The sequence below is a fragment of the Bradyrhizobium sp. JR4.3 genome (assembly GCF_040547695.1).
GTDB lineage: Bacteria > Pseudomonadota > Alphaproteobacteria > Rhizobiales > Xanthobacteraceae > Bradyrhizobium > Bradyrhizobium canariense.
The window spans coordinates 193,303-205,959 of the sequence record NZ_JBEPQF010000001.1; the positions used below are offsets into that span (position 1 = coordinate 193,303).

At 63.1% G+C, this 12,657-nt stretch carries 11 protein-coding genes; 6 read left to right on the forward strand and 5 right to left on the reverse strand.

Annotated features, from left to right (window positions below; all coding sequences use genetic code 11):
* Positions 1–100: 100 nt before the first annotated feature.
* Entirely contained in the window at positions 101–847 is a 747-nt protein-coding gene (lepB, locus tag ABIB91_RS01015; protein WP_354159014.1) for a signal peptidase I, read from the forward strand.
* Between the two features lie 237 nt (positions 848–1,084).
* Here lepB and groL read toward each other — a convergent pair whose 3' ends face one another.
* Both groL and ABIB91_RS01025 read right to left on the reverse strand, forming a co-directional pair.
* On the reverse strand, positions 1,085–2,725 hold the full coding sequence (gene groL, locus ABIB91_RS01020; protein WP_007602475.1) for a chaperonin GroEL: 1,641 nt from the start codon (positions 2,723–2,725) through the stop codon (positions 1,085–1,087).
* A gap of 44 nt (positions 2,726–2,769) precedes the next feature.
* Positions 2,770–3,084 (reverse strand): co-chaperone GroES, encoded by a 315-nt coding sequence (locus ABIB91_RS01025; RefSeq protein ID WP_007602476.1) that lies wholly within the window; start codon positions 3,082–3,084, stop codon positions 2,770–2,772.
* Positions 3,085–3,462: 378 nt separating this feature from the next.
* On the opposite strand from ABIB91_RS01025, the gene ABIB91_RS01030 reads away from it, so the two are divergent.
* Together ABIB91_RS01030 and ABIB91_RS01035 are read left to right on the forward strand one after the other, a co-directional pair.
* Entirely contained in the window at positions 3,463–3,750 is a 288-nt protein-coding gene (locus tag ABIB91_RS01030; protein ID WP_007602477.1) for an usg protein, read from the forward strand.
* Between the two features lie 153 nt (positions 3,751–3,903).
* Positions 3,904–4,443 carry a cupin domain-containing protein gene (locus tag ABIB91_RS01035; RefSeq protein ID WP_354159011.1) on the forward strand — a complete coding sequence of 180 codons (540 nt, stop codon included), beginning with the start codon at positions 3,904–3,906 and terminating at the stop codon, positions 4,441–4,443.
* A gap of 12 nt (positions 4,444–4,455) precedes the next feature.
* On the opposite strand, the gene ABIB91_RS01040 is transcribed toward ABIB91_RS01035, so the two are convergent.
* Together ABIB91_RS01040 and ABIB91_RS01045 are read right to left on the reverse strand one after the other, a co-directional pair.
* Positions 4,456–6,582 carry an O-linked N-acetylglucosamine transferase, SPINDLY family protein gene (locus ABIB91_RS01040; protein WP_354159010.1) on the reverse strand — a complete coding sequence of 709 codons (2,127 nt, stop codon included), beginning with the start codon at positions 6,580–6,582 and terminating at the stop codon, positions 4,456–4,458.
* 192 nt (positions 6,583–6,774) lie between these two features.
* Positions 6,775–7,695: a LysR substrate-binding domain-containing protein gene (locus tag ABIB91_RS01045; protein ID WP_354159008.1), complete on the reverse strand. Its 921-nt coding sequence runs from the start codon at positions 7,693–7,695 to the stop codon at positions 6,775–6,777.
* 153 nt (positions 7,696–7,848) lie between these two features.
* Here ABIB91_RS01045 and ABIB91_RS01050 point away from each other — a divergent pair, with 153 nt between their 5' ends.
* Together ABIB91_RS01050 and ABIB91_RS01055 are read left to right on the forward strand one after the other, a co-directional pair.
* Complete coding sequence (locus ABIB91_RS01050; RefSeq protein ID WP_354159006.1) at positions 7,849–8,769, forward strand: amino acid ABC transporter substrate-binding protein; 921 nt, start codon at positions 7,849–7,851, stop codon at positions 8,767–8,769.
* A gap of 27 nt (positions 8,770–8,796) precedes the next feature.
* The gene (locus tag ABIB91_RS01055; RefSeq protein ID WP_354159004.1) at positions 8,797–9,867 is read left to right on the forward strand and encodes a threonine aldolase family protein; all 1,071 of its coding nucleotides are present in this window, start codon (positions 8,797–8,799) and stop codon (positions 9,865–9,867) included.
* Between the two features lie 125 nt (positions 9,868–9,992).
* On the opposite strand, the gene ABIB91_RS01060 is transcribed toward ABIB91_RS01055, so the two are convergent.
* A complete protein-coding gene (locus tag ABIB91_RS01060; RefSeq protein ID WP_354159002.1) occupies positions 9,993–11,243 on the reverse strand; it encodes a NupC/NupG family nucleoside CNT transporter in 1,251 nt (416 codons plus the stop codon).
* 159 nt (positions 11,244–11,402) lie between these two features.
* Between ABIB91_RS01060 and ABIB91_RS01065 the strand changes: the two genes are divergently transcribed.
* Complete coding sequence (locus tag ABIB91_RS01065) at positions 11,403–12,641, forward strand: MFS transporter (RefSeq protein WP_219685650.1); 1,239 nt, start codon at positions 11,403–11,405, stop codon at positions 12,639–12,641.
* The last annotated feature ends 16 nt before the right edge of the window (positions 12,642–12,657 follow it).

Sequence of the window (12,657 nt, forward strand, 5' to 3'; positions counted from 1 at the left end):
GTGAACGCGATCCGTGCGCGGCGCGACCAAGTTATGGGATTGCGCGCGCGCAAAGGTTGCGTAATCTCGCAACGACGACGGGCTTGATCAGGGCAGGCGCATGACCACTCTTGAGGAAACCATCCAGCCGCAGGCCAAAGTGCGGGAATGGAAGGCGATCGTCATCCTGATCCTCCTGATCCCGGTGCTGTGGTCGCCGCCGTTCCTGTTTCGCATCTTCCTGTTCCAGCCATTCAACATCCCGTCCGGCTCGATGACGCCGACGCTGGTCGTCGGCGACTACGTCTTTGCTGCGAAATATGCCTATGGCTATGGCCGTTATTCGTTTCCCTTCGCGCCGTCCTGGATCTCCGGGCGTTTTCGGGCCACCGAGCCCGAGTATGGCGACGTCGTCGTGTTCCGGACGCCAAAGGACACCTCGGTCGACTATGTCAAGCGCGTGATCGGGCTGCCCGGTGATCGCATCCAGATGCGGCAGGGCCAGCTCGTCCTCAACGACCGCCCGGTGACGCGCGTCGCTCTGAAGCAGGTATTCGCCGGCTCCAGCTGCGGCGTGGACGCCGCTGCGAAGGCCAAGCGCTGGCGCGAGACGCTGCCGAACGGCGCCTCCTACGTCACGCAGGACTGCGTCGACAACGGCTACTACGACAACACCGACGTCTACACCGTGCCGCCAGGCCATTTTTTCGTGCTCGGCGACAATCGCGACAACTCGAGCGACAGCCGCGTGATGTCGTCGATCGGATTCGTGCCGATGGACAATCTGGTCGGCAAGGTGACGCGGATATTCTGGTCGCTCGACCAAGAGGGCGAGCCGCACATGGAGCGACTGGGGAAGGTGTGGTGAGGCCGCTCCGCCATTCCCGGGGCAGTGCGCGGCGCCTGCATGAATTGAGTTCGTAGCCTGGATGGAGCGCAGCGTAATCCAGGAGACTGCTCGCGCCGGATACGGTGCCCCGGATTGCGCTCCGCCCCTTCCAGGCTACGGACTATGATCGCGGGGCGCGTGAAGCGATCCTCCAAAAACAAAACCCCGGCATCGCTGCCGGGGTTTCGCATTTTGTCGTTTGCCGGAATGGCTGGATCAGAAATCCATGCCGCCCATGCCGCCGCCCGGGGGCATCGCCGGACCGGCGCCGCCCTTCTTGGGCAGCTCGGCGACCATGGCTTCCGTGGTGATCAAGAGAGCCGCAACCGAGGCTGCGTTCTGGATCGCGGTACGGACCACCTTGGTCGGGTCGATGATGCCCTTCTTGACGAGGTCGACATATTCGCCGGTCTGGGAGTCGAAGCCATAGGCGTACGACTTGTTCTCGAGGACCTTGCCGACGATCACGGAGCCGTCTTCACCGGCGTTGATCGCGATCTGGCGAGCGGGCGCGGAGAGCGCCTTGCGGACGATCTCGACGCCGGTCTTCTGGTCGTCGTTCTTGGTGCGCAGGCCCTTGAGCTGCTCGGAGGCACGGAGCAGGGCGACGCCGCCGCCCGGGACGATACCTTCTTCCACAGCCGCGCGGGTCGCATGCATCGCGTCATCAACGCGATCCTTGCGCTCCTTCACCTCGACCTCAGTCGCGCCGCCGACGCGGATCACCGCGACGCCGCCAGCGAGCTTGGCAAGACGCTCCTGGAGCTTCTCACGGTCGTAGTCCGAGGTGGTTTCCTCGATCTGCGCCTTGATCTGAGCCACGCGCGCCTCGATGTCGGCCTTCTTGCCGGCGCCGTTGACGATCGTGGTGTTCTCCTTGTCGATCATCACCTTCTTGGCGCGACCGAGCATGTTGAGCGTGACGTTCTCGAGCTTGATGCCGAGATCTTCCGAGATCGCCTGGCCGCCGGTCAGGATCGCGATGTCCTGCAGCATGGCCTTGCGGCGATCGCCGAAGCCCGGAGCCTTGACGGCCGCAACCTTCAGGCCGCCACGGAGACGGTTCACGACCAGGGTCGCAAGCGCTTCGCCTTCGACGTCCTCGGCGACGATGACCAGCGGCTTGCCGGTCTGCACCACGGCCTCGAGCAGCGGCAGCAGCTCGTTCAGCGAGGAGAGCTTCTTCTCGTTGATGAGGATGTAGGCGTCGTCCATCTCAACGCGCATCTTGTCGGCGTTGGTGACGAAGTAGGGCGAGATGTAGCCGCGGTCGAACTGCATGCCCTCGACGACGTCGAGCTCGGTCTCGAGCGACTTGGCTTCCTCGACGGTGATGACACCCTCGTTGCCGACCTTCTTCATGGCGTCGGCGAGGAACTTGCCGATCTCCGCGTCACCGTTGGCCGAGATGGTGCCGACCTGGGCGATCTCGTCGTTCGAGGTAACCTTCTTGGAGTTCTTGACGAGGTCCGCAACGACGGCTTCGACCGCGAGGTCGATACCGCGCTTCAGGTCCATCGGGTTCATGCCGGCGGCAACCGACTTGGCGCCTTCGCGCACGATCGCCTGGGCCAGCACGGTGGCGGTGGTGGTGCCGTCGCCGGCCGCGTCAGCGGACTTCGAAGCGACTTCGCGCACCATCTGCGCGCCCATGTTCTCGAACTTGTCCTCGAGCTCGATCTCCTTGGCGACGGTGACGCCGTCCTTGGTGATGCGGGGAGCGCCGAACGACTTGTCGAGCACGACGTTGCGGCCCTTCGGACCGAGCGTGACCTTCACCGCATTGGCGAGAATGTCGACGCCGCGAAGCATCTTGTCGCGCGCATCAACGGAGAATTTAACTTCTTTTGCTGCCATCTGGATTTTTTCCTTAGGTGTTTAGCTGGATAAGAGAGGGGCTCTTAGGCCGCCTTCTTCTTGGAAGCGGGGACGTCGAGGACGCCCATGATGTCGCTTTCCTTCATGATCAGCAGATCGATGTTGTCGATCTTGACCTCAGTGCCGGACCACTTGCCGAACAGCACGCGGTCGCCGACCTTCAGGTCGATCGGGATCAGCTTGCCTGCTTCGTCGCGGCCACCCGGGCCCACGGCGACGATCTCGCCCTGCGAGGGCTTTTCCTTGGCCGTGTCGGGAATGATGATGCCGCCAGCGGTCTTCTCTTCTGCGTCGATGCGCTTGACCACGACGCGGTCGTGAAGCGGACGGAATTTCATGCAGTTCTCCTAAGCTTTTGCACGAGTTGGGAATTTTGGGTTGTTAGCAGTCTGCGCCCGCGAGTGCTAGCACAGGCACAGCTCAGATAAGGCAGGATTTTGGCGGGAGCAAGGGCTTGTAGCAGAAAAATAGCACTCGGAAGCGCCGCCTGCCAAAATCTCTTTCCATCGTTAATCGTGCTCGGCGCCCGTATTAGCAGGGAGCCACATCTGCTGCTAACGCATTGAATTTCAACAGCTTGTTAAACTTTTGGGCTTGAGATGGATTGTCAGTTTGCGTCACATTTGACTCATGTGAGCGCATCTCCACCGGGTGGCTCGTAGGGCGCTTACCGGAAAGCCATCCCTTGAATATGCGCTCCTGCAAAGGAGGTTGGCATGGTCTCGCGAGTTGGGGTTGTTTCCGACGACTTCCGGAAACAGGTGCTGGGTTACGGGCTGACGACGGCCGAAATTCTCTACCGGATGCCGGATCATCGCTCGCTGCTCCAGACCTATGTCTGGCAGAACTACGACATGTTTCCGAAATTTCCCGCGCTGACGGATTTCCTGGCGTTCTGGCAGAAGAAGCTCGACGGGCCGCTATTCTCGGTCACCGTCGCGCATTCCAAGCTGATCAAGCCGGCCGAGCTGCGCGCGGTGGACGGCGTGTTCCGGCTGCATTGAAGGCGAGCGCGGTACTGCAGGGGGGCGGCGTCAGCGTAACCCACCATGCTTCAACGGTTGCGGAAAGAAGTGGTGGGTTACGTGAGCGCTGACCTACTCTACGATTTCGCATTCTGTGCTAGCCTCTCCCCATAACAACAGGGGAGACCGCCCATGGCCAAGAAAGCAAAATCGCGTAGCGCATCGCAGGCGGCGGTAAAGAAGCGAAGCGGGGCCAAACCTGCCGCACGATCCTCGGCGCGCAAGACGGTGAAGGCGAAAGCTCGCGCGACACCGGCAAAGTCATCCGTCAAGAAACCGGCGCGTCCCAAGCAGCGCATCGCCATCAGCCATCACCGCGAGGAAGACTTCAAGGCCGACGGCCTGCGCACCTACGCGAAGTATCGCGATCTCGGCATCGCCGCCGCGAGCCACGGCCTCGCGCAAGCGCACGTGATCCGGCTGCAAGGCCCCTGCAATCCGGACGAGGTGTCGAAGCTGCACTTCCACGACGTCGAATTCCAGATGGTCTACGTGCTCAAGGGCTGGGTGAAGACCTATATGGACGGAGAGGGCGAGACGCTGATGAAAGAAGGCAGCGCCTGGACCCAGCCGCCGAAGATCAAGCACATGATCCTCGACTATTCGGACGACGTCGAACTGCTGGAGGTGATCCTGCCGGCGGAGTTCAGGACGGTGGAGTTGAAGGCGTAGGCGAAGCGCAGATCAGCCGCCGTCGTTGCAATAGCGTTTCCACATCGCGCGATAGGCATCGTCCACCGCTTGCGCGTATGAGACGGGGTTGCCGGCGGCGGCAGCCTTGATTTGTCCGGGCAGTTCGCCGCGCAACTTATCGAGCTCGCCGATCTGCGACCCACGGCTCGCTGCGATTTCGACATACGCCTCATCGCTATCCGCGACCCAGTCCGGCAGGCCCAGCGCGGCAAGGATGGAGGCGGCGGCACGGCTCGGCAGGCTATGACCGAGCTTCGCCACCACCGGCACGCCCATCTGCAAGGCTTCCCAAGTGCTGACGCCGCCATTCTGCGGGAATGGGTCGAGACCAATATCGACCCGATTGAACGTTGCCAGATGTTCCTCGCGCGACGTGGCTCCGAGCAGATCGACGCGTTCGGCCGGCAATCGGCAAGCGGCAAACCGCGCCAGCAGGTTGTCGCGGACCAGCTGAGCGTCCAGCGCGGTATCCTTGATCAGCAGTCGCGAACCCGGCACCTGCTCGAGAATCCTGGACCAGACTTCCACTGCCTCGTTCGAAATCTTGCTGATGCGGTTGAAGACACCGAACGTGACGAAGCCGTTCGCAATCGCCGGCGTCGGCGCCCGCGCGATCCCCGCCGGCAGCGGCGCCAGCGTCACAAAACATGGCAGGTCAACGATGGTCTCCGCAAACAGATGCCGAACCGCGACAGGAATCGCGACCGGATCCGAGAATAGATAATCGATTGTTGGCAGCCCGGTGCCGGTACCGTGGCCCCAGCCATGCACCTGAACAGGTGCCGGCTTGCGCGCAAACACACCGAGGCGGTTTCCGCTGGTATGGCCGGACAGATCGATCAGGATATCGACGCCATCGGTGCGGATCTGAGCGGCGAGGCGATCGTCGGACCATTGCGAGGCGTCGCGCCAGCGATCGGCGATCCCCTGAAATTCGCGGGTCGTCGCATCCGCTTTCGCTGAACACGCGTAGCACACGATCTCGAACTGTGCCCGATCATGGTGCTGCAAGACCGGCTTGAAAACGAACGCCGCCGAATGTGCGTGAAAATCCGACGAGACATAACCCAGCACCAGACGGCGATCCGGATCGCGGCTGTTATCATGCGGTCCCGCCGCTGCTGAGGCGATCTTCGCACCGATCTGCTCCCACCATACATGTCGCGCTTGCTGATGCTGCGCAACGCTGGCGTCGGCCACAAAATCGAGGGTGAATATCTTGCTGGAGATCGTGCTCTGATCAGGCTCAATGTCGAGAGCTCTGTCGAAACTGGCGAGGGCTTCGTCAACCCGGCCAAGTGCCGCGAGACATTGGCCGAGCAGGCTGTGGGCCTGAGAGAAGCCGGGATCGGTCGCGAGAGCCATCTCGCAATCGGCCAATGCTTCGGCAACTTGCCGGGTCAGGAGCAAGATGCTGGCCCGCCGGAGCCACCCATTCGCGTCATCGGGTGCCAGGGCGATTGCTCGATTGCAATCCGCCATGGCTTCGTCAAATCGCTGAAGGTCCCGCAATGCAACGGCGCGGGTCGACAGCGCCGAGGCATAGTCAGGCTTGATCGATAGCGCGCGGTTTAAGCTTGCGATAGCCTCGTCATAGGCGCGCAGACGGCAGAGCGCCCAACCCCGGCCGTTATGGGCTTCGGAAAGTTTTCCGTCGATTGCGAGCGCCTTGTCGTAGCTCTCGAGCGCTTCCTGGTAAAGTTCAAGGGCAGCGCTCGCGTTACCGAGATTGGACAGGGCTAAGGCGTAGTTGGGTCGCAAGGCGAGGGCCTTTCGATAGCTCTCGCGGGCCTCATTGTGACGTTTTAGCCCGTTGAGCGCCACGCCCAGACTCATATGAGCTTCGGCAGATCGGGGATCCACGGCAACCGCTCGGCTCAGCAGAACTTGCGCTTGCTGATAGTTTTTGGCTTCAGACTCCAAGACGCCCAGCAAATGAAGCGCGATGAATTGGTTGGGCGCGAGCTCCAGGAGTTCGCGATAGGCCGCCTTGGCCTCGCGGAGAAGTCCCGCTTTGTGCAGCTGGAGGGCGCGCGCGAGCAACGGCGTCACCTCGGCTTTTTGCCGTTTCTGAAGCCGGGCATTTTGAAATGCCCGCTGGCCTGCGCTGTTGCTCATGAATCAATTCCACCCGAATCTCCTGAAGAGATTAACATGGAAGGATTGTCCGGATTGCGCTGCGCTCTATCCGGGCGACGAGGGCACCAGCCTCACACAAGCTTCAAATCAGCACGCACACTACCGCTCTCAGCGTTCCCGACACGATCGACTTCAGCCCGAGCGCGCTGATTCCTCGCTGCGGATCGACCCCTACCGCTCGAGATAGCCCAATTCCGCGCTCATGACCTTGCGAGCGTATTCGCTGAAGGCATCGATCAACCGGGCGCGCGCGGCATAAGGCGGATAGAGCAATGCGATCGTAACGGGGACGGCCGGGTTGAAGGGGCGCGTGACCAGAGCCGCGCCAGAGCTTTCGTCATGCGCGGCAATCGGGTTGATAATGCTGATGCCGAGGCCCGCCGCGACCAGGGCACAGACCGATGCGCCCAGATCGGTCTCCGCAACAATGCGGCGCGCGACGCCCGCCTGCGCGAAGATCGTATCGATGCGATCGTAGAGTGGGCTCCCCGTGGCGAAGGAAATGAACGCCTCGTCGGCGAAATCGGCAGGACGCAACGTCTTCTTCTGCGCAAGACGATGCGCCTTCGGCATGATCGCGACGCAACGGGTCTTGAGCACCGGCTCGACATGCACCCCCGCAACCTCGCCGTAGAGCATTGCGAGCCCGGTGTCGCAAAGCCCGGAACTGACCCAGTCATGCACGGCGCTCGCGGTGCCGGATCGGATCGAGATCATCACATGCGGATAGTCCACCTTGAAGCGTGCCGCGATGCGCGTCAGCAGGCCGCCGGCCAGGCGCGGCATCGCCGCAACGCTTAACCGACCCATACCGAACGAGCGGATGCTGGCTGCGCTGGCCTCCAGTCCCGCCAAGCCGATGAAAGTCTTCTCGACCTCCTGGAAAAAGCGCGATCCGTCCACCGTCGGGCGGAGGCGGCCGCCACTGCGGTCGAACAGCGGGAATTGTGTGATCGCTTCCAGCTGTCCGATCAGGCGGCTGATCTGGGGTTGCGAGGTATGCATGCGCTGAGCCGCCTGCGTCATCGATCCCGTCACGAAGACCGCCCGAAAAGCCTCCACATGCTTCAGGCCCATGCGTCTGGTGGCCATATCAGATCCGTATAGGAGAGTATGAAACTGGAATTTCATCAGATCGGGCTTTTCGACGATAGTCCAGAGCATGAAGCCGTTCGTACGGAGCTGTTCTGTGGTTGCTCACCCGCCGTGGAGGGCGTCACCGACATTCGCGACAAGAGGGGACATATGAAAGCGACAATGATCAAGGCACTGGCCGCGGCGACTGTCGCTGGTGTTCTTCTTTCCAGCGAGGCCATGGCCCAGGGTGCGAGCAGGCTCGACAAGATCCGTGAGAGCGGCTCGATCACATTGGGGTACCCCGAGACCTCGGTGCCCTTCGCCTATCTCGACGGTAACCAGAAGCCGATCGGTTACACCGTGGAAATCTGTGAACAGGTGGTGCAGGCGATCAAGACGGCCCTCAAGCTCCCCAAGCTCGAGATTCGCTATAACCCCATAACCTCGGCGACACGTATTCAGCTGCTCGCCAACGGTACGATCGACCTCGAATGCGGCAACACGACCAACAATGTCGAGCGGCATAAACTCGTTGCGTTTGCTCCCACCACCTTCGTTGCGCAGGTCGTCCTCGTCGCGCGCAAGGATGGCGGCGTCGATGTCAACGACCCCGCTTCGTTTCGCGGCAAGGCCATTGCCGCCCAAGCCGGCGGCCAGACTTTCAAGGTGATTACGCTGATCAATGCCAAGGACAATCTCGGCATCACGGTGGTGCCGGCCAAGGACACCGCCGAGACCTTCTTGTTGGTGTCGACGGGCCGGGTGGCCGGGACCGCCAACGATGACGGTCTCGCCTTCGCCACGGTCGCCTCGTCCAGAACGCCCGACGAATTCCTGATCGGTAGCAAGAGTCTCGAGACGGCGCCCTATGGTATCGTCCAACCCAAGGATGATCCCGCTTTCAAGAAGATGGTCGACGATGCCGTGATCGATCTGATGAAGAGCGGGCAGGTTGCGGCGCTCTACGACAAATATTTCAATTCACCGATTCCACCGCATGGCCTCAACCTGAAATTCCCGATGAGCGCCGCCCTCAAGCGGGCGTTGGCCAACCCGACGGATTCCGGCGACCCGGCAGTCTACGAATGACGCGACAAGCGCTCTAGAGGTCTCGCAATGGCACATCAACACGACACGAGTCCGGCGGGCGCCGCGTTACCACCCATCGACCTGCGTAGCGATACCGTCACCAAGCCGACCGAGGCGATGTATGCCCGCATGGTCTCGGCGCCGCTCGGCGATGACGGGCTCGACGGTGACCCCACGGTGCAGGAGCTGGAGGCCGTCGCAGCTGCGGCGTTGGGTAAGGACGCCGGCCTGTTTGTGCCGAGCTGCACCATGGCCAATCTGCTGGCGACGCTGGCGCAGTCGCAGCGCAGCGAACAGATCGTGCTGGAATCGAATGCCCATATGTACACCTCGGAACGAGGGGCAGCGACGTTTACGGGGCAGTTCTACCTCGCAATTGCCGGCACCGCCGGCGCAATGGACCTGAATTTGCTGGAGGACGCCCTGCAGGGCGAAGGGCTCAAGCTCGGAACCGCGCTTGTCGCAATGGAAACCTCGCACAACAACGCGAGCGGCGCCGTGCTGCCGCTGGATCATATGCAGGCCGTGCACGCCATGGCCTCGGCCCGCGGTGTCCCGGTGCATCTCGACGGCGCGCGGCTGTTCAACGCCGCCGTCGCCCTTGAAACAGCGCCGGCCGAAATTGCGAGACATTGCGACACGGTGTCTCTGTGTCTGTCGAAGGGCCTGAGCGCACCCGCCGGTGCCGTGCTCGCCGGGCCGCGCGCGGTGATCGACAGCAGCCGCAGGTTTCGCCGCATGCTGGGGGGCACGCAGCGCCAGACCGGCGTCCTCGCCGCGGCCGGCCTGGAGGCGGTTCAGGTCATGGGGACGCGTCTGGCGGAGGATCACCGGCGTGCGCGAGCCCTGAGTGATGCGTTGAATGGGATGCATCCAAAGATCAGCGCGACAATTCCGCAGACGAATATCGTGCAGGTTGATGTCTCTCTCTCCGGGCGCGACAGCGCCGTGTGGTCGGGGGCTCTCGAAAAGGCGGGCCTGCGGGCAAGGCCTTGGGGCAAGCATCGCTTGCGTTGTGTGACCCATCGCCATATCGATGATGCGGATATTGACCGCGCGGTCATGGCATTTCGCACCGTAGCTGCGGCTTTGGTTTAGCATCCGCCGACGTGAACCGGATCTCTTGTAGCCCGGATGGACCGAAGCGAAATCCGGGGCCGCTGCTTGCGACCGATAGACTTTCGCGGATTGCGCTGCGCTCCATCCGGGCTACGAGATCGTGACTACGTAAGCACCCCCACCACCGCCCCCATCAAACACGTCGTCAGCGTCCCCGACACGATCGACTTCAGCCCCAGCGCGTTGATTTCCTCGCGCCGGTCCGGCGCCATCACGCCGAGACCGCCGATCATGATGCCGAGGCTGGCGAAATTGGCGAAGCCGCACATCGCATACAGCATGATCAGGCGCGAGCGCGGATCGAGCGTGCCGGGCGGCAGCTTCGAGAAGTCGACATAGGCGATCAGCTCGTTCAGCACGGTTTTCGTGCCCATCAGGCTGCCGGCGGTGATCGCCTGGTCCCACGGCAATCCCATCAGCCAGCACACCGGCGCCATCACGAGGCCGAGCAGGCGCTGCAACGAGATCGCGGCGCCGCCGATATCCGGCAGCAGGCCGAGGATCGCATTGACGAGGTAGACCAGTGCCACCAGCACCAGCAGCATGGCGACGATGTTGATCAGCAGCTCGATCCCCGCGCCGGTCCCTTTCACGATCGCATCCATCGTGCCGGAGACTTCCATGTCGGGATCTTCCAGTGCGCCGCCGGTGCGCTTGTCGGATGTCTCGGGCACCATGATCAGGCTGACCAGGATCGCGGCCGGCGCACCCAGCACCGAGGCGATGACGAAATGCGCGGCTGCATCGGGAATGAGGGGAGCAAGGAGCGTCGCATACAGCACCAGCACCGTGCCGGCGATGCCGGCCATGCCGCCGGTCATTACAAGGAACAACTCGCTGCGGGTCATCTGCGCGAGATAAGGTCGCACGAACAGCGGCGCCTCGACCATGCCGAGAAAGATGTTGGCGGCGGTCGAGAGCCCGACCGCGCCGCCGACGCCGAGCGTCCGCTCGAGCAGCCAGGCCATGCCGCGCACCACCGGCGGCAGCACGCGCCAATAGAACAAGAGCGTCGTCAGCACGCTCATGACCAGCACGATCGGCAGCGCCTGGAACGCCAGGACGAAATCGGCACCCGGTGCTTTCAGGTCGAAGGGCAGGGGACCGCCGCCGACATAGCCGAACACGAAGGAGGAGCCGGCGCGCGAGGCCGCCGAGATCGCGCCCACGGCGTCGTTGATGGTACCGAAGGCGCGCGCGACGACGGGCACCTTCAGGAGAACGATCGCGGTGACGAAGGTGGCGACGAGGCCGATCGCCGCCTGGCGCAGCGAGGCCGCGCGGCGATTCTCGCTCAGGACCAAGGCGATCAACAGCAATGCGAAAATGCCGAGTGCCGATTGCAGCCGCAGCATGATGTCCCCAAACCCCCGATGATTATGGTCACCCCTGCGTTGCAAACGCAATGCCGGGAGACTGTCGGAGCGTCCCGCTGTTGACAAGCAGGTCCGCGTCAGCCACCCGGAGCACGTCGCCATCAGGAGCCGGATAGTCCGAACGTGACCGAAGAGGCGATGCCAAGCCAGCCAATATCGGGAAACCCGCCGGTCAGCGCCCGCGCGCTCCTCTCCCATCGCGCCTTCCTGTTCTTTCTGCTCTCGCGCAGCTTGTCGCGTTTCTCCAGCCAGATCGCGGCGGTCGCGATCGGCTGGCAGATTTACGATCTCACGGGCTCGGCCTTCGATCTCGGCATGGTCGGCCTCGTGCAATTCCTGCCCACCGCGCTGCTGGTGTTCGTCGCCGGCCATGCCGCCGACCGCTACGAGCGCAAGCGCGTGGTCCAGCTCTGCCAGCTCGTGGAAGCCGCGACCGCGCTCTATCTCGGCGTCATCACCTATCTCGGCTTGGTCAGCGAACTTCAGATTTTCGTGGCAACCTTCGTGCTCGGCATTGCCGGAGCCTTCGAAAGTCCGACCACTGCCGCGCTGCTGCCGGCGATCGCGCCGCAGGGCTCGCTCCAGCGCGCCACCGCCGTCTCCAGCGGTGCGGCGCAGGTCGCGACCATTACAGGGCCGGCGCTCGGCGGTTTTGCCTACGCGGTTGCGCCGCATCTCGCCTACGCGGTGATGGTGCTGTTCTGGATCTTCGGGATGATCCTGACCGGCTTCATCCGGCCGCGCCCGCAGGCGATCGCCAAGGATATGGCGGGAGCCGACGATATCTTCGCCGGCGTCCGCTTCATCCGCAGCAATCCGGCGATCCTCGGCACCATCTCGCTCGATCTGTTCGCGGTGCTGTTCGGCGGCGTCACCGCGCTGTTGCCGATCTATGCCCGAGATATCCTCCAGACCGGTCCGATGGGGCTCGGGATCCTGCGCGCCGCGCCCGCGGTCGGCGCGCTGCTGATGACCATGGTGCTGGCCCGACACGCCATTTCGCGGCATGTGGGCCTGCGCATGTTTCAGGCCGTGATCGTGTTCGGCGTCGCAACGATCGTGTTCGCACTGTCGTCCTGGATGTGGCTGTCGGTGCTCGCGCTCGCCGTTCTCGGCGCGGCCGATACGATCAGCGTCGTGATCCGCTTCTCGCTCGTGCAGCTCGCGACCCCCGACGAGATGCGCGGCCGGGTCGGTGCGGTGAACTTCCTCTTCATCAACGCCTCGAACCAGCTCGGCCAGTTCGAGAGCGGGGTTGCCGCCGCACTGTTCGGCGCCATGCCAGCTGCCGTGCTGGGCGGCGTCTGCACGGTCGCGGTGGCGCTGTTGTGGATGAAGCTGTTTCCGAGCCTGCGGCAGGTGGAGAGTTTGGAGTAGGGGAAGGCCTCGTGTC